The 19,499-nt window shown below is 64.9% G+C and carries 20 protein-coding genes; 8 read left to right on the forward strand and 12 right to left on the reverse strand.

Annotated features, from left to right (window positions below):
• Positions 1-13 precede the first annotated feature (13 nt).
• The 8 genes from dmpG to ribA all read left to right on the forward strand — a co-directional run bounded on the left by dmpG (position 14) and on the right by ribA (position 8,765).
• Positions 14-1,036, forward strand: a complete 1,023-nt coding sequence (gene dmpG, locus ACZ5MJ_RS29910; RefSeq protein WP_464224626.1) for a 4-hydroxy-2-oxovalerate aldolase — start codon at positions 14-16, stop codon at positions 1,034-1,036.
• Positions 1,037-1,040: 4 nt separating this feature from the next.
• A complete protein-coding gene (locus ACZ5MJ_RS29915) occupies positions 1,041-2,111 on the forward strand; it encodes an FAD-binding oxidoreductase (protein ID WP_464224627.1) in 1,071 nt (356 codons plus the stop codon).
• A 398-nt stretch (positions 2,112-2,509) separates the two neighbouring features.
• Positions 2,510-3,496, forward strand: coding sequence for an amino acid ABC transporter substrate-binding protein (locus ACZ5MJ_RS29920; RefSeq protein WP_464224628.1), 987 nt, complete (start codon positions 2,510-2,512; stop codon positions 3,494-3,496).
• A 72-nt stretch (positions 3,497-3,568) separates the two neighbouring features.
• A complete protein-coding gene (locus tag ACZ5MJ_RS29925; protein ID WP_464224629.1) occupies positions 3,569-4,765 on the forward strand; it encodes an amino acid ABC transporter permease in 1,197 nt (398 codons plus the stop codon).
• Positions 4,766-4,771: 6 nt separating this feature from the next.
• A complete protein-coding gene (locus ACZ5MJ_RS29930; protein WP_464224630.1) occupies positions 4,772-5,875 on the forward strand; it encodes an amino acid ABC transporter permease in 1,104 nt (367 codons plus the stop codon).
• Between the two features lie 77 nt (positions 5,876-5,952).
• Positions 5,953-6,681 carry an amino acid ABC transporter ATP-binding protein gene (locus ACZ5MJ_RS29935; RefSeq protein ID WP_464226647.1) on the forward strand — a complete coding sequence of 243 codons (729 nt, stop codon included), beginning with the start codon at positions 5,953-5,955 and terminating at the stop codon, positions 6,679-6,681.
• Positions 6,682-6,990: 309 nt separating this feature from the next.
• Complete coding sequence (gene ribBA / locus ACZ5MJ_RS29940; protein ID WP_464224631.1) at positions 6,991-8,124, forward strand: bifunctional 3,4-dihydroxy-2-butanone-4-phosphate synthase/GTP cyclohydrolase II; 1,134 nt, start codon at positions 6,991-6,993, stop codon at positions 8,122-8,124.
• A gap of 14 nt (positions 8,125-8,138) precedes the next feature.
• Positions 8,139-8,765, forward strand: coding sequence for a GTP cyclohydrolase II (ribA, locus tag ACZ5MJ_RS29945; RefSeq protein WP_464224632.1), 627 nt, complete (start codon positions 8,139-8,141; stop codon positions 8,763-8,765).
• An 87-nt stretch (positions 8,766-8,852) separates the two neighbouring features.
• Here the strand turns inward: ribA and fdhA are convergent, their stop codons facing one another.
• From fdhA to ACZ5MJ_RS30005, 12 genes are all read right to left on the reverse strand, one after another.
• Entirely contained in the window at positions 8,853-10,055 is a 1,203-nt protein-coding gene (gene fdhA, locus ACZ5MJ_RS29950; protein ID WP_464224633.1) for a formaldehyde dehydrogenase, glutathione-independent, read from the reverse strand.
• A gap of 69 nt (positions 10,056-10,124) precedes the next feature.
• Positions 10,125-10,931, reverse strand: coding sequence for a hypothetical protein (locus tag ACZ5MJ_RS29955; protein ID WP_464224634.1), 807 nt, complete (start codon positions 10,929-10,931; stop codon positions 10,125-10,127).
• Positions 10,932-10,991: 60 nt separating this feature from the next.
• On the reverse strand, positions 10,992-11,993 hold the full coding sequence (locus ACZ5MJ_RS29960; RefSeq protein ID WP_464224635.1) for an ABC transporter substrate-binding protein: 1,002 nt from the start codon (positions 11,991-11,993) through the stop codon (positions 10,992-10,994).
• Between the two features lie 82 nt (positions 11,994-12,075).
• Positions 12,076-13,137, reverse strand: a complete 1,062-nt coding sequence (locus ACZ5MJ_RS29965; protein ID WP_464224636.1) for a Rieske 2Fe-2S domain-containing protein — start codon at positions 13,135-13,137, stop codon at positions 12,076-12,078.
• Positions 13,138-13,150: 13 nt separating this feature from the next.
• Positions 13,151-14,110 (reverse strand): PDR/VanB family oxidoreductase, encoded by a 960-nt coding sequence (locus ACZ5MJ_RS29970; protein WP_464224637.1) that lies wholly within the window; start codon positions 14,108-14,110, stop codon positions 13,151-13,153.
• Positions 14,111-14,128: 18 nt separating this feature from the next.
• The gene (locus ACZ5MJ_RS29975) at positions 14,129-14,947 is read right to left on the reverse strand and encodes an ABC transporter permease (protein ID WP_464224638.1); all 819 of its coding nucleotides are present in this window, start codon (positions 14,945-14,947) and stop codon (positions 14,129-14,131) included.
• On the reverse strand, positions 14,934-15,758 hold the full coding sequence (locus ACZ5MJ_RS29980; RefSeq protein WP_078201712.1) for an ABC transporter ATP-binding protein: 825 nt from the start codon (positions 15,756-15,758) through the stop codon (positions 14,934-14,936). The genes ACZ5MJ_RS29975 and ACZ5MJ_RS29980 overlap by 14 nt, the downstream gene beginning before the upstream one ends.
• The gene (locus ACZ5MJ_RS29985; protein WP_464224639.1) at positions 15,758-16,597 is read right to left on the reverse strand and encodes an alpha/beta fold hydrolase; all 840 of its coding nucleotides are present in this window, start codon (positions 16,595-16,597) and stop codon (positions 15,758-15,760) included. Before ACZ5MJ_RS29985 ends, ACZ5MJ_RS29980 begins: the two co-directional genes overlap by 1 nt.
• A complete protein-coding gene (locus ACZ5MJ_RS29990) occupies positions 16,594-17,007 on the reverse strand; it encodes a RidA family protein (protein ID WP_464224640.1) in 414 nt (137 codons plus the stop codon). The genes ACZ5MJ_RS29985 and ACZ5MJ_RS29990 overlap by 4 nt, the downstream gene beginning before the upstream one ends.
• A gap of 98 nt (positions 17,008-17,105) precedes the next feature.
• Complete coding sequence (locus ACZ5MJ_RS29995; protein WP_464224641.1) at positions 17,106-18,224, reverse strand: LLM class flavin-dependent oxidoreductase; 1,119 nt, start codon at positions 18,222-18,224, stop codon at positions 17,106-17,108.
• A gap of 62 nt (positions 18,225-18,286) precedes the next feature.
• Positions 18,287-18,835, reverse strand: a complete 549-nt coding sequence (locus tag ACZ5MJ_RS30000; protein WP_464224642.1) for a flavin reductase family protein — start codon at positions 18,833-18,835, stop codon at positions 18,287-18,289.
• Positions 18,832-19,338 carry an NADPH-dependent FMN reductase gene (locus ACZ5MJ_RS30005; RefSeq protein ID WP_464224643.1) on the reverse strand — a complete coding sequence of 169 codons (507 nt, stop codon included), beginning with the start codon at positions 19,336-19,338 and terminating at the stop codon, positions 18,832-18,834. The genes ACZ5MJ_RS30000 and ACZ5MJ_RS30005 overlap by 4 nt, the downstream gene beginning before the upstream one ends.
• Positions 19,339-19,499 lie beyond the last annotated feature (161 nt).

Below are 19,499 nucleotides of genomic sequence, written 5' to 3' on the forward strand. Positions count from 1 at the left end.
ACAGGACACCAAGATGACTACCAAGCTCTATATCTCCGACGTGACCCTGCGCGACGGCTCGCACGCCATCCGTCACCAGTACAGTGTTCCGCAAGTCCGAGCGATCGCCAGGGCGCTGGACGATGCCCGCGTCGATTCGATCGAAGTGGCGCATGGCGATGGACTGCAGGGATCATCGTTCAACTATGGATTCGGCGCGCATACCGACCTGGAATGGATCGCAGCCGTGGCGGAAACCGTCACGCATGCCAGGGTGGCCACGCTGCTGCTGCCGGGCATCGGCACCATCCACGACCTGCGCTCCGCCTATGACGCCGGCGCCCGCATCGTGCGCGTGGCCACGCATTGCACCGAAGCCGACATCTCGCGCCAGCATATCGAGTACGCGCGCGAGCTCGGCATGGACACGGTCGGCTTCCTGATGATGAGCCACATGACCACGCCGCAGGTGCTGGCGCAGCAGGCAAAGCTGATGGAAAGCTATGGCGCAACCTGCATCTACGTGGTTGACTCCGGCGGGGCCCTCACCATGGACGGCGTGCGCGACCGCTTCCGTGCGTTCAGGGACGTGCTCGATCCGGCTACGCACACCGGCATGCACGCCCACCACAACCTGAGCCTCGGCGTGGCCAACTCCATGGTCGCCGTGGAAGAGGGCTGCAACCGCATCGATGCCAGCCTGGCTGGCATGGGCGCGGGGGCCGGCAACGCGCCGCTCGAAGTCTTTATTGCCGCGGCGGAACGCATGGGCTGGAACCACGGCACTGACCTGTACAGGCTGATGGACGCCGCCGACGACCTGGTGCGCCCGCTGCAGGACCGGCCGGTGCGCGTGGACCGCGAGACCCTGGCGCTGGGCTACGCCGGGGTCTATTCGAGCTTCCTGCGCCATTCGGAGGTAGCCGCTGAGCGCTATGGGCTGAAGACCGTCGACATCCTGGTCGAGCTTGGGCGCCGCCGCATGGTCGGTGGCCAGGAGGACATGATAGTCGACGTGGCCCTCGACCTGAAGTCGCAACAGAACACAGCCGGATAATCCCATGTCGCAGGAACAGACCCTCGAGCGCCCGGGTGTGGCGGTACAAGCCAGCTCCCACGCGGAACACCGTATCACCTTCGCACCGGCCGGGGTCACGCTCGACTGCGCGCCGGGCCAGTCCGTGCTGGAAACGGCCCTGGGCGCGGGCTTTTTCCCGAAGCACAGTTGCCGGCGCGGCGAATGCCATGCCTGCTGCGCGCCGGTCAGGAGCGGATCCGTGTCTTACCCGGAGGGTTTCGAGCCGGAAGGCGTCCCGGAAGGGCACTGTCTTACCTGCATGGCAAGGCCGGAAGGGGATGTGGTCATCGAGGCGCCCGAGGTGTCGGCGGTGCCCGGACGCCGCGTCGTGCAGGCTGGCGCCCGTGTGTTGTCGGCCGACCGCGTCAGCCATGACGTGACGGTGGTGCGGCTGCAGGTGCCGCCCAGCGCTGGCTTCGATTTCAAGGCCGGGCAGTACTGCGACGTGCTGCTGCGCGACGGCTCCCGCCGCAGCTATTCCATGGCCAACGCGCCGGACGGCAGCGGGACGATGGAATGGCATGTCAGGGCGCTGCCCGAAGGGCGGTTCTCGACCCATGTCTACCAGGCGCTCAAGCCCCGCGACATGCTGCGGGTGGAGGGGCCGTTCGGCGCCTTCGTGCTGTCTGAAGCCGACAAGCCCGTCATCCTGCTCGCGTCCGGCACCGGCTACGCGCCGATTGCTTCCCTGATGAAGACCCACGGTCAGGCGCTGCAGGCACGCGGCGCGGTGTTGTACTGGGGCGGCCGCAGACGCGAGGACTTGTATGCAATCGACGAGGCGCAGAAGTGGGAGGCGCTCGCGGCGCGCCTGCGTTTTGTCCCGGTGTTGTCCGAGCCGGACGCCGACTGGCAGGGGCGCAGCGGCTTCGTGCATGAAGCGGTCGCGCATGACTTCCCGGACATGAGCGGGATGGAGGTCTATGCCTGCGGCAATCCGCTGATGGTCGACGCCGCCCGCGCCACCTTCACGCGCGAGCATGCCTTGCCGGACCGGTCGTTCTTCAGTGATGCCTTCATTACCGCGATGACCGACGCCAGGCCTGCCGCATAGCCCGCCGCGCGGCCACCAGGTATGGCCGAAAGTCGGTTGACAAAGCCGGCTGCGGATTTCTCCCCGCCCGAGGCAGCGCAATGCCGGCGCCAAAGCGCCAGCACCGTCATTCCGGCAAGGGATAGCGATAACCGCCGCGACTTGCGAACGGGGCTTGCCTAATCTAGCCTTATAGGCGGTGAGTACTATGGTGCGCTTGTCCGCGCGGCCTGAGACTGCGCTGGCAAACACGAGCCGTTGTTGCCGTAGCAGGCAACGTCACGATAGACAAGGGCGACAAGCCTCGCGCGCAAGCGCCTGCCGGCCACGCCACGCGCGTGGGCGCGTCGTTGCTTGCTCAAAGGAACTGAACCGAGGAGGACGTAATGAGAACGCGTACCGTAATCGCAGCAGTTTCGATGGTGGCCTGCGCCATCCTGGCTGGCACGGCGCACGCCGGCGCGACCTTCGACGCCGTGAAGAAGAAGGGCTTTGTGCAGTGCGGCGTCAATGTCGGGCTGCCGGGGTTCTCCGTCGCCGACGAGAAGGGCGTCTGGAAGGGCCTCGATGTCGACGTTTGCCGGGCGATCGCGGCAGCGGTATTCGGCGACGCCGCCAAGGTCAAGTTCACGCCGCTCACCGCCAAGGAGCGATTCACCGCGCTGCAGTCCGGGGAGGTGGACGTCCTCTCGCGCAACACCACGTGGACTGTGACCCGCGAGGGCGGGCTGGGCATCGTCTTCACCGGCATCACCTACATTGACGGGCAGGGCTTCCTTGTGAAAAAGAAGCTCGGCGTGAAATCCGCGCTCAAGCTAGACGGCGCGACGGTTTGCGTGGGATCGGGAACGACCACGGAACTGAACCTGGCGGACTATTTCGCGCTTCACAAGATGAAGTTCAAGGCCGTGGTCTACGACACCTCGGATGAAACGGAGAAGGGCTTCGCGGCCGGCCGCTGCGATGTACTCACCAGCGATCAGTCGCAGCTTTATGCGCTACGCCTCAAGCTTGCCGATCCCGACAGCGCTCTCGTGCTTCCGGAAGTGATCTCCAAGGAGCCACTCGGCCCGGCAGTGCGCCAGGGTGACCAGGAGTGGTTCAACGTCGTTCGCTGGTCCCTGTTCGCGATGCTGGACGCGGAAGAACTGGGTGTGAGTTCGGAGAACGTCGACCAGATGAAGCAGAGCAAGAACCCGGACATCAAGCGCCTGCTGGGCGTGGAGGTCATCAAGCACGGCCTCGGATTGCCTGACGACTGGGCCTACAAGATCGTCAAGCAGGTGGGCAACTATGGCGAGATTTTTGAGCGCAACGTCGGTTCCGGCAGCCCGCTCAAGATCAGCCGTGGCCAGAATGCCCTGTGGACAAAGGGTGGCCTGCAGTACGCGCCGCCGATCCGCTAGGCGCCCCCGGAGATCCGTGAGCGGGCGTGGCGCCTGCCGGTTTCAGGCCAGGAATCTGCTGCGACCCGGACCATGGCCCAGACCAAGGCACCTCGTGAAGCGCCGCCCGCACGGCCGCTGCCCTGGAACGATCCCCGCGTCCGGGCAATCCTGTTCCAGGTGCTGGTGATCGCCGGTATCGTTGCGCTCGCCGCCTACCTGGTCCGCAACCTGATGCACAACCTCGAGGTACGCGGCATTTCGACGGGATACGGCTTCCTCTCGAACCGGGCGGGCTTCGCCATCAACCAGTCGCTGATTCCCTACAGCGAGGAGACTTCGACCTATGGACGGACCTTCGTCGTTGGCCTGCTCAATACGCTGCTCGTCTCCGGGCTGGGCATCGTCTGCGCCACCATCCTCGGCTTTATCATCGGCGTGGCGCGGCTTTCCCGGAACTGGCTGGTGGCAAAGCTGGCGTTGGCCTATATCGAGACTGTCCGCAACCTTCCGCTGCTCGTCCAGATCCTCTTCTGGTACTTCGCGGTCTTCCTGAACCTGCCGCCGCCGGGCGAGGCGTTGCACATCGGCGACTCGTTCTTCCTGACGCTGCGGGGCCTCTACCTGCCGCGCCCGGTCGCGCAGGCCGGATTTGGCTGGACGGTCCTCGCGTTCGCTGCGGCGATGGCCGCGTCCATCGTCCTCGTGCGCTGGTCGCGGCAGCGCCGGGACCGCACGGGCAAGCGCTTTCCCGCGTATCTTGCTTCCACCGGCTTGCTGGTGAGTGTGCCGCTCGTCGCGTTCATTCTCACGGGCCGGCCGCTGCAATGGGTAAAGCCCGAGCTTGCGGGCTTCAATTTCGTTGGCGGCGTGGACGTGATCCCGGAGCTCGGCGCGCTGCTGCTGTCGCTCTCCATCTATACCGCTGCCTTCATCGCCGAGACAGTGCGCGCCGGCATCCTCTCGGTGTCCCCCGGGCAGACGGAAGCAGCGTACGCGCTCGGACTGCGCCCGAGCTGGACATTGCGGCTCGTGATCATTCCCCAGGCGATGCGGGTGACGATCCCGCCGTTGACGAGCCAGTACCTGAATCTCACCAAGAACTCCTCCCTGGCCACGGCAATCGGATATCCCGACCTGGTGTCGCTCTTTGCCGGAACCACCCTGAACCAGACGGGCCAGGCCGTGGAGGTGATGTCGATGACCATGGCGGTCTATCTCGTCATCAGTCTCGTGATCTCGATGTTCATGAACTGGTTCAACGCGCGCATGGCGCTGGTTGAGCGCTAGGCTGCCATGACGACTTTCCAGCAGGGCCACGCCGACCTGCCACCGCCATCCGCGCGGACGGCGGGGCTGGGCTGGCTGCGCAAGAACCTGTTCGACTCGCCCCTGAACTGCGCGCTCACGCTCGTCTCGCTGTATCTCCTTTACCTCGTGGTGCCGCCGGTGGTCGGGTGGGCATTGATCAAGGCCGACTGGCGGGGTGCCAGCAGCGAGGCCTGCTCCAGGGTCGGCGCGTGCTGGCCATTCATCCGCGTGCATCTCAACCAGTTCATGTACGGCTTCTATCCGGCGGCCCAGCAGTGGCGGGTGAACCTCGCGATCGTGCTACTGGGGGCGCTCATCGCGCCACTGTTCTTCAGGCGCTTTGCGCTGAAGTCGTGGCTGGGCGCCGTTATCCTCCTGGTTTATCCCGTCATCGCGTTCCATCTTCTTGTCGGCGGCCACTTCGGCCTGAGCCACGTCGAAACGAGCAAATGGGGCGGGCTGTCGCTTACGCTGGTGATTGCCATCGTCGGCATGGTGGCGGCCCTGCCGCTGGGAATCGTCCTCGCGCTCGGCCGGCGCGCCACCAACATGCCCATTCTCAAGGCCCTGTGCGTGGCGTTCATCGAACTCGTGCGCGGCGTTCCGCTCATCACCGTCCTGTTCATGTCCTCGGTGATGCTGCCCTTCTTCCTGCCCGAAGGGCTGAGCTTCGACAAGCTCCTGCGCGCCCTGATCGGCGTGGCGCTGTTTGCGTCCGCCTACATGGCGGAGGTGGTGCGCGGCGGCCTGCAGGGCATTCCGAAGGGCCAGTTCGAGGCCGCCGCGGCGCTGGGCCTGGGCTACTGGAAGTCGACCGTACTGGTCATCCTGCCCCAGGCGCTCAGGCTGGTGATCCCAGGCATCGTGAACACGTTCATCGGGCTCTTCAAGGACACCAGCCTGGTACTCATCATTGGCCTGTTCGACCTGCTTGGCAGTACCCAGGCCGCCAATGCCGACACCAACTGGCTGGGGTTTTCGACCGAAGGCTATGTTTTTGCAGGATGCGTTTACTGGGTCTTCTGTTTCAGCATGTCGCGCTACAGCCAGTGGCTTGAGAAGAGGCTGCAAACCGGTCAACGACACTGAGATCCAGTGAGGAGACGCACATGAATGCCGTACAGGCCGTCGACCCGGTAGGCAACGCCGCGAGCGCCGGCCAGGCCATGGTCGAGCTGCGTGGCGTGCATAAGTGGTTCGATAGCTTCCACGTGCTCAAGGACATCAACCTGAGCGTCGCGAAAGGCGAGCGCATCGTCATCTGCGGGCCCTCGGGCTCCGGGAAGTCCACGCTGATCCGCTGCATCAACCGCCTGGAAGAGCATCAGCGCGGCAGGATCGTCGTTGACGGCGTCGAACTCACCAGCGACGTGAAAAACATCGAGAAGGTCCGCTGCGAAGTGGGTATGGTGTTCCAGCAGTTCAATCTCTTTCCACATCTCACGGTCCTGGAGAACTGCGTACTGGCGCCGATGTGGGTTCGCAAGACGCCGCGAAAGGCGGCCGAGCAGGCCGCGATGGAATACCTCGAGCGTGTGCGCATCCCCGAGCAGGCGAAAAAGTACCCGGGGCAGCTCTCCGGCGGCCAGCAACAGCGCGTGGCGATCGCCCGCAGCCTTTGCATGCGCCCCAAGATCATGTTGTTCGACGAGCCCACCTCGGCGCTCGACCCGGAGATGATCAAGGAGGTGCTCGATGTCATGGTGGAACTGGCCAGGAGCGGGATGACCATGCTCTGCGTGACCCACGAGATGGGCTTTGCCAAGACGGTCGCCAATCGCGTGATATTCATGGACGGCGGCGAGATCATCGAGGAAAACGAACCCGAGGCGTTCTTCACGCGCCCGCGGCACGACCGGACGAAACTGTTCCTGAGCCAGATCCTCAATCGATGAGGCCGTACCAGCCGCCTGTCGAATGCCGCTATGCCCATGCGCCGACGCGAGCCGGGCGATGTTGAGCAAGTGAAGTCGTGCTGTTGCTGCCTGATCCTGAAGAAGTCCATGCTTTGCATAGCCATCTTTTCGGACATCTTCTTCACATTAATCGGCTAGCTCATGAGTCCCCAGCTTGCTTCAATCCGGGGTAAGCGCAATGGGGTGTAGCCAGGTTCCCTGAAATCTCTGTCGAAGGCAAGACCTGTCCCTTCAGTGGGGCGCCATGATCCGACATTGCGCCGTCCAACGATTCCACAAGGGGACAGCATGCATGCAACACTATCGACGATTCCGGAACTAGCCAGCGACATGGCCGCCGGCAGGATGGTGATCCTGGTCGACGACGAGCATCGTGAGAATGAGGGGGACCTCATACTCGCGGCCGATCACGTGACGCCGGAGGCCATCAACTTCATGGCAACGCATGGGCGCGGGCTCATCTGCCTGACGATAACCGGAGAGCGCTGCGAGCGATTGCGCCTGCCGCCAATGTCGTCGAGCAACGGTGCGCCACTTGGGACGGCGTTTACAGTCTCCATTGAAGCCGCTCAAGGTGTGACCACAGGCATATCCGCGCATGATCGTGCACGGACCATTCGCGCGGCTATTGCGCCTGACGCGGCATCGGAGGACCTCGTCAGGCCGGGCCACGTCTTTCCCTTGCAGGCCCGCGACGGCGGCGTGCTGGTTCGGGCAGGCCATACCGAGGCGGGATGCGATCTTGCCGCCATCGCGGGCCTGGCGCCGGCCAGCGTGATCTGCGAGATCATGAACGACGATGGCACGATGGCGCGCCTGCCGGACCTGGAGGCGTTCGCCGCGAGACACCGTATCCGCATCGGCACGATCGCGGACCTGATCGCGCATCGCAGCCGGACGGAAAAACTGGTCGTGCGCGCGCGCGAGCGGCGCATTCGCACCGCCTGTGGGGAATTCGACTGCAAGGTCTATCGCGACAGCTTTGGCGGTACGCATCTGGCACTGAGCTGCGGCCAGTGGCGAGAAGCCGATAACGTCCTGGTCCGGGTTCACGAGCCGACGTCGATCCTGGACCTGCTGGCCGTTGGTGGAAATCCGCATTCCTGGAGCCTGCCGACGGCGCTCGCCAAGCTGCGTAGCACCGGAAGGGGCGTGGCCGTGCTGTTGAATGCCGGCGGGGATGCAGCAGCGCTGGGCGCGCAACTCCTGGCGACGGGAGAGCGAACTGCCACTGCCGAATCGTCGATGGACCCGCGCCTGCATGGCATTGGCGCGCAGATCCTGCGAGACCTTAACGTCGGGAGAATGACCCTGCTGGCGAGCCCTCGCCGGATCCCGAGCATGGCGGGCTTTGGCATCGAGGTGCTGGACTTTATCGAGGCGCCGCGAGCCAGAGCTGGCGCGCAACTCAAGGTTGCCTGACGAAAGGGAACATCATGACGCTGAACGGTATCTACCCTCACGGCCCCGGCGTGGGCGCGGTGGTCCGCTGCGCAGAGGCACGTCTGCCCCTCGCGTCGGGCGAGTTTCGCGCCATTGCCTATCGTGGCAGGCATGGTGGACAGGAGCACATCGCCCTGGTCGCTGGCGATCCCAGTGAAGAGGCAGGGAGATGCCTGGTGCGGGTTCACTCCGAATGCCTGACGGGCGATGCCCTGGCGTCACTGCGGTGCGATTGCGGCGAGCAGTTAAAGCGCGCGCTGCACGACATCGCCGCCACGGGCTGTGGCGTGCTCGTGTATGTGCGCGGACACGAGGGCAGAGGTATTGGCCTGGCAGAGAAGATCCGTGCCTACCAGCTTCAGGACGGCGGGCTGGATACTGTCGACGCCAACCTGCAGCTCGGTCATGCGGCCGATGAGCGCACCTATGACCAGGCTGCCGCCATCCTGCTCGACCTCGGCGCACGAAGGATCAGGCTCCTCACCAACAATCCCGACAAAGTGGAGGCATTGACAGCGTGCGGCATCATCGTGCTGGAGCGTGTTCCGCTTCATGCGCGGCCGAACCAGGAGAACCAGCATTACCTGCGCGTGAAGCGGGAGAAAATGGGGCATCACTAGTGCCTGCTCATACATAAAACGTGCGCGCGCAAGCGGGATACGCGGCGCAGGGCGACCAGCTTCGCCCCGCGCCTCTGCAGAAGGAGCCTATGCCGCCTTCCTGATCCGGTCATGCGGATCGATCACGAATTTCCGTGGGGCCCCGGAATCGAAGGCGGCATATCCCTTGGGCGCGTCATCCAGTGAGATCACTTCGACGCCCACGATCTCGGCAATCCGGATGCGATCCCAGAGAATGGCCTGCATCAGTGACCGGTTGTACTTCATGACCGGCGTCTGTCCAGTAAAGAAGCTATGCGACTTGGCCCATCCCAGGCCGAGCCGGATGCTGAGCGAACCACGCCTGGCTGCCGCGTCGACGGCGCCGGGATCATCGGTGACGTAAAGGCCCGGGATGCCGATCTTGCCGGAGGCACGGGTGACTTCCATCAGGGAATTCAGCACCGTTGCCGGCGCCTCATGCTGTGCGCCTTCCACACCGTGGCCGCGCGCCTCGAACCCGACGGCGTCTACGGCGCAGTCGACCTCCGGTACGCCGAGGATCTGTTCGACCTGCTCGGTCAGCGTGGCGTCGAGGGACAGGTCGACGGTATGAAACCCGACGCTGCGCGCATGTTCAAGACGGGCCGGATTGACATCGCCTACGATCACCACGGCTGCGCCGAGCAGGCGCGCTGAGGCAGCCGCCGCGAGTCCGACCGGTCCGGCGCCCGCCACGTACACCGTGCTGCCCGGGCCGACGCCTGCCGTGACCGCGCCGTGATAGCCGGTCGGGAGGATGTCGGACAGGCAGGTCAGGTCACGGATCTTCTCGATAGCCTGCTCCCGGTCTGGAAACTTCAGCAGGTTGAAGTCGGCGTAGGGCACCATCACGTACTCGGCCTGGCCACCGACCCAGCCACCCATGTCGACATAGCCGTAGGCCCCGCCCGCGCGCGCCGGATTGACCGTGAGGCAGACGCCGGTGTGCTGTTCCTTGCAGGTCCGGCAGCGCCCGCATGCCACGTTGAACGGCACGGACACAATGTCCCCGGGGACGAGCGTTTCCACGTCCTTGCCGACTTCCAGTACCTCGCCGGTGATCTCATGGCCGAGGATCAGGCCTTCGGGCGCCGTTGTCCGGCCTCGCACCATGTGCTGGTCGGAGCCGCAGATATTGGTCGACACCACCTTGAGGATCACGCCATGGTTGATGCGGCGACCGCGGGGGTCGACCAGTTCAGGAAAAGGAATCGATTGCACTTCGACAACACCTTGGCGCAGGTATGCGACACCACGATTGCTGCTCATCATTGCCTCCAGTGTGGCCCGCGGCCGGCAAGGCACACGGGCCGTCTTTGAAAATGCGGCCGTGTACCGCTACCAGGTCCACCGGACGACGATATTGGGCGTCGTCCTCGATTTGCCACCGGCGGTGTTGAGCATGTTGTTACCCGTCACCGAGTGGTGCTCCAGGCGCAAGCCGACGGCAAAGGCATCCTTCGGGCCGAAGTTCACGAAGACCTCCGGTTCGAGATAGATGTCCCAACCGCCGCCGATGATGGGGCTGAAGTAGACGGGGCCGCTGAAGGTCGCGTTCAGCCCTGCCACCCGGAAGGGGACGAGGAAGAAGAGGCGGATCAGGGCGCGAGTACCCTGCACATCCTGGGGCCCGACCGTGCACCACTTCTTCCTGGCCAGTAGTGAGGTCTCCAGCATCGAGCCCTTCGTGAACGGGAGGTCCCAGTACACGGAAAGGCCGGCCGAGACGGCGCGGTAGTGGGAATAGCTGCCATCCTCGACGCGCACCATGGCGAGCACGTCCTGGACCGGCCCGAGCGACAGGTTCGTACCGGTGGCCTTCGACAGGCTCAGGTGGGAGTTCCAGAGGAAGTAATTCTGCCGGTTCGAGGTGCCTTGTCCGAGGTCATTGCCCCGGTAGGCGTCGAACAGCACGTAGTTGTCGCCGAGCGCGTATGTGCCGAAGTGTTCAAAGCGCAGAGTCTCGCGGCTGCCATAGCCCGTGCCCGTGCCCATGACGAAGTCGTTGGGATCGGTCGGCGCAAAGGCCAACTGCACGTTGGTCTGCGAGTATGTTTCGGCGTGTGCGCAGGTCACGAAGGAAGCCAGGACGAGCGCCGCCAGGCACCGGAGCTGGCCGGGTGCCACTGAGTCAGATTTGAGCATTGCGTGGAAGTGTTCTGTGTGGTCCGTATGCCCCGGGAAGCAATGCCTCCGGGGCGGCGCTTACCTGGAAGGGGGCAGGTACTTGATGTCGATAATCGACATGGGGTCGAGCGCGTTGGCCTGCAGGCCCTGCGACTTCGCCACCCACTCCCAGGTCATCTTCACGCGGTCGGGGCTGAACCCTCCCCAGCCGTCCTTCCTGGTGATTTCGTTGTCGATCAGCGGGATGGACGCGCTGAATTCCTCACCGGCGACCTTTGCATCGAGGCCGGACACCGTCTTCGCCATCGCGGCGCCCACAGCGGAAGGATTGGTGACGGCGACCGCGCTTGCCTTGCGATATGCGTCGAGGAAGCGCCGTGCGACGTCCGGCTTCTCCTTGAGGAACTTCTCGTTGGCGACGATGACGTACCCATAGCCGTCATACCCGTAATCGGACCACTTGATCTCGCGCAGCGTCTTCCCGGCACCCTTCAGCACTGACGCGGAACCGGGCGCGCTGGTTACCCAGTCCAGCGCGCCATCGACCTGTCCGCTGGCGATCAGCGGCGCCAGCGTGCCACTGTCTACCTTCATCAGCTTCACGCTGGTGGGGTCGACGCCATTCTTCTGGAGCAGAAGTGGCCAGACCACGTTGACGCTGGAGTAGACGGACGTGGCGATGGTCTTGCCGGGCAGGTCCTTCAGGTTGTGGATTGACGAGCCGGTGGCCACGTGGATCGCATCCGGCTTCTTGTTGTAGATGCTGTAGATGATCCTGACCGGCAGCTTCTGCCGGGCGACCGCCGCAAAGACCGCGTCGATCCCGACCGCCGTCATGTCGGCTGAGCCCGCGGCCACGCGTGTCAGGGCGTCGCTGGAGCCATTGCCGCTGCGGATCTCGACATCGAGCTGCGCCTTGCCGAAGTACCCGTCGGCCTTGCCGAAGTACTCGATGCCATTGGCGCCGCTGGGAATCCAGCCGAGCTGGTAGACCACCTTGTCCGCTGCCAGCGCGGGACCTGTGGTGGCTGCGCACAACCCTAATGCCACCACCATTGCCTTAAACCGATGCACCTTCATGGAAGCTCCCCTGTCAGGTTTTATGGGACAACAAGTGCCCCTCGCGGCCCCGGTCCCAAAGCGGCAAAAACGGCAGATGCGGTCAGCGGGGCAGTGCGGAGCCCAGGCCGAGACTGGCCATGGCACGGCGATATTCGACCGACATGCGGTCAGCCGGGATATGGATCTCGTCGCGCAGGTCCAGGGGCAGGTCCTGCGGGCACTGCGCCACTACCTGCGACAGGTCTTCCACGTTGATCCGCTCCGTGAACTCGATCAGGGCCTCCGGTGCGACCTGCCTGCTCTCGTCGACCACGATCTGGAAGATGCGCGTGGTCTGCGCCGTGATGGGGGAGCCCACATCGAACACACGGTAGGTCGAGTTCGAATCGGGGTGATGCACGCGCAGCGCGCAGGAGAAGGGCAGCGTCGTCTCGTACCGATAGAACGCCCGGTTGTACTGCACGTCGGCGGTGCCGGACGGATGCGCTTCCTCGACATAGCGCACGCGCTCCATCATCTCGACCTCGAAGGCCAGGCTGTGGCCGGACTTGTGCACTTCATAGGGCGGTATCACCACCTCCGGCCCGCCGAAGGTGGTGGTGTGCACCCACGGCACATGGCACAGATCGCTGAAGTTCTCGATATGGCGCGCGGCAGACGCATTCCATACATTGGGCGGAACGATGGCCACCGTGCCGGAGCCGTCCTCCACCTGCGGCCACTCGGGCAGTCCGGCACGCGGAGCGTCGCTCAGGCACACCCAGATGAAGCCGTAGCGCTCCTGGCACTGGAAGCGCGTGAGGCACAGTTTTTTCGGTATCGGCAACTCCGGCGACAGGGCAGGAATACGCGTACAGGCGCCGTCCCCGTCGTACTCGAAGCCATGAAAGCCGCAGATGAGCCTGCCGGCCTTGACCGTGCCGAGGCTCAGCCTGGCGTTGCGGTGAGGGCACGAATCGCGAGCCGCGTGGATGCCATCGCCGGTGCGGTACAGCACGACGGGGACATCGAGCAGGGTGACGCCGAGGGGCTTGTCTGCGACTTCCGACGACAGCGCCACGGGGTGCCAGAAGGCAGCGAGGATTTCCCAGTCGGCCTCGGTGAAGCCACTGTCGGCCGGGCGGAGGCTGGTGGGATTGTCATTCTTGACGGACAGGAACATTTTGTTGGTCTCCTCAAAGGTCAAGCGTCAGGGTGGAATCCGGATTGCCGCGCGACACGCATACCAACATGCGGTCGCCGCAGGCTCGCTCGGTCGCTGACAGGTAGTGGTCCCGATGGTCGATCTCGCCGGTCATCACCCGGGTCAGGCAGGTGCCGCAGATGCCCTGTTCGCAGCTCACAGGAGGCTGGAGACCGTGCTGCCGGAGCACCTCGACAATGCTCACACCGGCTGGTACCACGGTCTGGATACCGGAGCGGGCCAGCACCAGGCGAAAGGCGTCGCCAGGTCCTGCCACCTGGGCGGCGGCGAAATACTCGGTATGCAGCGTGACGTCGTTGCGGCTTTGCAGCGCCGCGGACGCGGCGGCCATGAAGCCACGCGGTCCACACAGGTACACATGGGTTCCCGGAGCGAGTGACGCGGAAATTGCCGCCAGATCGATGCGTTGGGCAGGCGGGCCGTCGTCATAGTGGAAGAAGATGCGGGAGGATCCAAAGGCATGCTGCACCAGTTCGTTGCGGAACGGTGTGCGAGCCATGGAGCGGGTGGCGAAGTGCAGCGTGAACGAGCGGCTGCACGCTTGCATGTGCCGCGCCATCGCAAGCAAGGGCGTAATGCCGATACCGCCCGCGAGGAGCACCGCGGGGGCTTTGCCGTCGTCGAGCGGGAATGCGTTGCGGGGGCTTCCTACCTTGAGGCGCATGCCCGGCTTCACACGGTCATGCATGTGTCGCGAGACGCCGCGTCCGGCCTCTTCCCGCAGGACGGCGATGACATAGCGGTGGCGCTCCCGATCGTCATTGAGCAGGGAGTACTGGCGCACGGAACCACCGGCGACATGTACGTCGATATGCGCGCCTGCCGTGAAGGGCGGCAGGAGCCCGCCCGCAATGTCGGTGAACTCGAACGAACGGATGCCCTCGGCTTCGTCGGCGATCCGGTTCACCATGAGTTCCATGACTTCACTCATGTCTCAACCTCCTTTTCCTTATTCGCCGCCGCCCGCGGGCAGGCTGCGGGGATAGAAGATCCGTTGCACCAGCGTGACCAGGTGGAACAGACCCAGGCTCATTACCACCAGTACGCCGAGGGCGGCAAACGCCTGCGCGATCTTGAAGTACGAGGTGGAGAACCGGATGAAGTAGCCGATGCCGTGCTCCGATGCGACGAACTCGGCGATCACCGCGCCGATCACTGCCAGCGTGATGGCCACCCGTACCGCCGCGAAGACATGAGGCAAGGCGAACGGCAGCCGGATTTGCAGATACTCGCTGCGCAGCGATGCCTTGAGCGACCGGCTCAGTTCGAGCAATTCGGGCGGCGTCTGCGCGAGTCCGGTGGCAATGCCGACCACGAGTGGGAAGAATGTGATCAGTGCGGTGATGACGATACGCGTGAGGTCCGTCGCGCCCAGCGTGACGATGAGGATCGGCGCGATGGCGACCACCGGCGTCGACTGCACGACGATCAGCAGCGGATACACGCTGCGCCGGAAGGGACGGTACCGGTGCAGCGCGGCAGCCAGCGGCAGGCTCACCGCGAATGCCAGGGCGAAGCCGAGCGCGATGACCCGAAGCGTGGCCTGGATGTGGTCCCACCATAGCGCCGGGTCCACCGCAATGCCGGCGCGAAAGATGGCCGACGGCGAAGGCAGCAGATACTCCGGCAGGCCCAGCCAGCGGCCGGCGGCCTCCCAGAGGCAGAGGATGACCGCGAAGGTTGCCAGCGGCAGAAGGGCGGCAGGGGCGGGACGTGGGGTGGCCTGCGCCGCAACCAGGTTGGAATCGCTTGCTTCAATTGTGCTCATGGCTGCTCAGCATTTCTTCGCGAAGGTTGTCGGATAGCTCGTGGAAAAGCGCTTCCCGCATGGTCGCCAGGGTGCGAGGCCGGGACAGTTCCACCGCCACGACCTCGCGGATCCGTCCCGGCCGGGGCGCCAGCACGAAAATGCGGTCGGCCATCAGCACAGCCTCGGTGATCGAGTGCGTAATGAACACGGCCGTGCTCTGGCGGGCGCTCCAGAGGCGCATGAGTTCGAAGCTCAGTTCGTCCCGGGTAAGGGCGTCGAGCGCGGAGAAGGGCTCGTCAAGCAGCAGGATTTCCGGGTCGGCGAGCAGGGATCGTGCAATGCCAACTCGCTGTTGCATGCCGCCGGACAGCTCGTCGGGAAACTTGTGGCGGAAGTCCTTGAGGCCGACCAGTTCCAGAAGCTCCTCGGCCCGCGCCGTATCCGCAGGGCGCAGACGGCGGCCCTGATGCGTAATCGGGAACGTCAGGTTTGACAGGACATTGAGCCACGGGAGCAGGGTGGGTTTCTGGAAGACGAAGCCGACATCGCTGCGCGGCCCGGACACGGGGTCGCCGAACACGCGCACGGTTCCTGCTTGCGGCAGGATCAGGCCGGAGATCAGGCGCAGCAGCGTGGACTTGCCGCAGCCGCTGGGCCCGACGACGACCACGAACTCGTTGCGGCGAATGCTGAAGCTGATGCTCTTCAGCGCATGAATGACCGATCCGTCCGACGCCTTGAATCGGTGGCCGACGTCCCGGAACTCGATCGCGAGCGGCCCATCGGCGAACGCGTCGCCAGTCGTCGCGTCTGGGAATCTGGGTAGCATCACTTCACCTCCGCAGGCAGGTGCGACGCGCCCTGGTCGCTGTTCGCGAGGAGGAAGTCCAGCAACGCCGCGTCGAAGGCGGCGGGCGCCTCCAGGTTGCACAAGTGGCCGACGCCCGGCAGCACGACGAGCCGGCTGCGCGGAATGCGTGCCGACAACAAGCGGCTTTCCGGCTCCGGCAGTACCTGATCCTCGTCGCCGACGATCACCAGCGTCGGCACGGCAATGCGTGCGAGCCCGTCGCGGAAGTCCGTGGTGACCAGTGCACGCAGCGTCTGCTTGTAGGGCTCGGCGCGAAGGGCTTCCAGCGACCGGCGCAGTGTTGCGCGCACAGTATCGTCAGCCCGGCTGCCCGCCAGTACGCTGACCAGCCCCTGCGCGACCTCGCGCATCGAAGCGCCTTCTTCCAGCGGGCGCAGGCGCCTGGCGAGGAAGTCGTCGCGTGCCAGCTGCGTCAGCAAGCCGGCGCCCGCGCTGGTGGAGGCCAAGGTCAGCGTGGCAACGCTGGCGGGGTAGCGGGCATAAAAGTCCTGGGCGATGAAGCCGCCCATCGACAGGCCGACCAGATGGGCGCGCGAGGCACCCAGCGAGGCGAGCAGGGCACGCAGGTCTTCGGCAAAATCGGCGAATGCGAGAGGCTGGTCAGGATCGTCGCTGTCGCCGTAGCCGCGTGCATCCCAGGCGACGCAGGTGAAATGCGCGCAAAGGTGAGCCAGTTGCCCTTCCCAGTTGCGACGATTGCCGCCCACGCCATGCAGGAACACCACCACGGGTCCGCTGCCGGTGCGCGCGTAGGCGATGCGGACATCGCCCCGCTGGCAGAACGAGGCGCGCTTCATGGCCGTTGCTCCGGCAATACCGCGACGACCTCGATCTCGACCAGGCATGCGGGCATCAGCAGCGCCTTCACCTGCACCCCGGTGCTCGCAGGCTTGTGGTCCCCGAAGTAGGCCTGGCGCACGACCCAGTACTCGGCTGCTACGGCCTCGTTCAGTTCGCAGGTGAAGTACGTTGTCATCTTGACGACGTCACACATGGAAGCGCCAGCGCGCGCGAGTATGGCGCGGATGTTCTCGAAGCACTGGCGGGACTGCGCGACGAAGTCGCCTTCACCCTCCAGCGAGCCATCGGGCGTGAGCGCGATCTGGCCGGAGAGGTACAGGGTATTGCCTGCGCGGATCGCGGGGGCGGGGGGCATGTCATGCTCCCAGTCCCACACGGGGGCAACTGGGCTGAGATGGGTGCTCATCAGGGCGACTCCTTTCCGGTACTTGTGCGAGGCAGACGAGGGCTGGCGAGGCGCGGCGCCCGGGGGGCACCCGATCGCCGCATTCGTGACAGCAAGCCTCAGGCATGGGTGACGTGCATGGTGGCGCCGACTTTGGTCGACACGCCGAACTCTTCCATCAGCGGCAGGACTCGTTCGCCGATAAACCGCAGATCCTCGATAAAATCCGGCACGATCAGCGTGATGCCGTCGAGCTCCGCTTCGATGATGGTCGTCGCCACGCGCCGCGCGAGCGTTTCCGCCGAACCGGTCATGGCGCCTCCGAGCACCGAGCTGACGCGTGCGCCCTGGTCGATGAAGTACTGCGCCGCAAAGTTCTGCTTGGCGCTGACGTCGGAGGAATACTCGGCCGCCTGCGTCGCCAGTGCCTCGCGGTCAACACCTGCGTCGAAGTGATCGAGCCGCGCCTGCGCCTCGGCATCGGTCTCGCCCGGGATGAGGGTGAACAGCCCATAGGACTTGAAGTCGGGCTTGCCCGCTTTGGCAGCCAGTTCCTTGGCGCGCTTGCCGCGCGCGATCGAGGTCTCGTCGTCGCTGGCGGTGAAGAAGCTGGCGTTGCAGTTGTCGATGGTGAACTGGAAGCCGCGGTCGGAGGCCCCGGCGCAGATGAGCGTGGGCGGCTTCGACGGCTTCGGGTTCGACATGCAGTCGATCAGCTCGTAGAACCTGCCCTTGTGGTCGATGCGTTCCTCGGTCCACAGGCGCTTGACGATCTTGATCCATTCGTCCGCCAGCTCGTAGCGGGCCGCGTGGTCCAGCGGCTTCCACAGTCCGAGCTGGCCCAGGTCGTGCGGATTGGAGCCGGACACCAGGTTCAGCCCGACACGGCCCCTGGAGATCTGGTCGATGGTCGCGACCATCTTGGCGATGATGGCCGGCGGGAAGATCATCATGTGGACCGTTCCCCAGATATTGATGGTGCTGGTTGCCTGCGCGAGGGCGGCCATGGTGGTCAGCGACTCCAGCGTGAAGTCCCAGTGCCGCGAGGGGCCGCCGTATCCGCGCCACTTGGCCATGCTGAGCGCGAAGTCGAAGCCCATGCTCTCTGCCAGCCGGGTGACTTCGAGGTTGTGTTCGTAGCTTCCCGGCGTGGGCGGCGCATTGACCGAAGCCACCCAGCCGTTGTTGCCGACCGGGATGAAAACGCCAACCTCAGCTGCTTTCTTCGTCGTAGACATGGTGTTCCTCTCTGGATCATGAACGTGCCGTCGGGGCACGGGGTAAGCCAATTGGGCTCGGGTTATGCAGGCAGCGACAGCAGCTTCCGGAATGCGCTGCCGTGAAAGACCAGCGGCTCGACGTGTGGGCGCATCGTCAGCGCGATGATTCTCAAAAGGACGATGTCGTGGTCGCCGCCGGCGAGCGTGCCGTCGACAGCGCATTCCATCCATACCGTCGCCCCGTCGATCAGCACGGCGCCGTCTGCCGTCACGCCCAGGGCCATCCCCTCGAACTTGTCTTCGGCGCGCGAGGCCAGCTTGCGCACGGCAAGGTCGTGGCCGTGGCCGAGAAAGCTGATGCCGAGGCGTGGCGCCGCAGCCAGTCTCGACCATGTCTGCGATGTTCTCTGGATGCAGAAGGAGACCAGCGGTGGGTCGATCGAGACCGGCACGAAGCTGCTCGCGGCCAGGCCGACAGGCGTCCCGTCGATCAGCGCGCAGACGCCTACCACGCCGGTGGGGAAGCAGCCATAAGCCTTGCGCAGGAACGCACCCCGATCGCCTTCCTGTTCGGCAAGCACGGAGAAAGGCGGGTCTGCCGCCAGCCAGTTGAAGTCGGATGCAGTCATGACTCATCTCCACGGCGCGTCAGGGCGCGAACGGTGCCCGACCAGCGGTCGGCAAAGGCCTGGATGGCAACGCCATCCTCGAAGCTCTTCTCCATCAGGTAGAGCCCGGGCGTGGGGCAGGTTGCGCCAAGCTCGACCAGGACGGGCTTGAGCAGCAGGTCCGGCGCCATGGCGTGAGCCGGGCTGGCGCCCAGCATCAGCGGCACCGCCACGACGCCTTGCATGCCGGTGCCGCCGGCGAACTGGTCCAGGAACAGCTTGAGAAGGCCGGTATAGGTGGCCTTGAAGGTCGGGCTCGCGACAATGACCAGGCGCGAGCGCGCAACTGCGTCGACTGCGCTTGCGACAGGGGCGTCGCCCCAGCCGAGTAACGGCGCGCCCAGTTCGACGACGTCGATGGTGATGTCCGGCGCAGTGCCGGTCAGGGCCTCGGCCAGCATGCGCGCAGCCTGAGCTGTGCGGGATCTCGGCTTCGGATTGCCGATGACGATCGTAGTAGGCATGTCCATCCCCTTGTGGATTTCGCCGCCGACTGCTTGTGCCTGCCGTCAGCGTTTGTGTAAGGGGATTTAACTACCGGCGAGCTGATGCAACTATCCGCTTAGTCTGTGAAGGCTGTCCGGAAAGATGCATCGGGCAGCGGACGAAGGCAGCAAGGGGGCGG

Source organism: Cupriavidus sp. LA-1, from assembly GCF_055385985.1.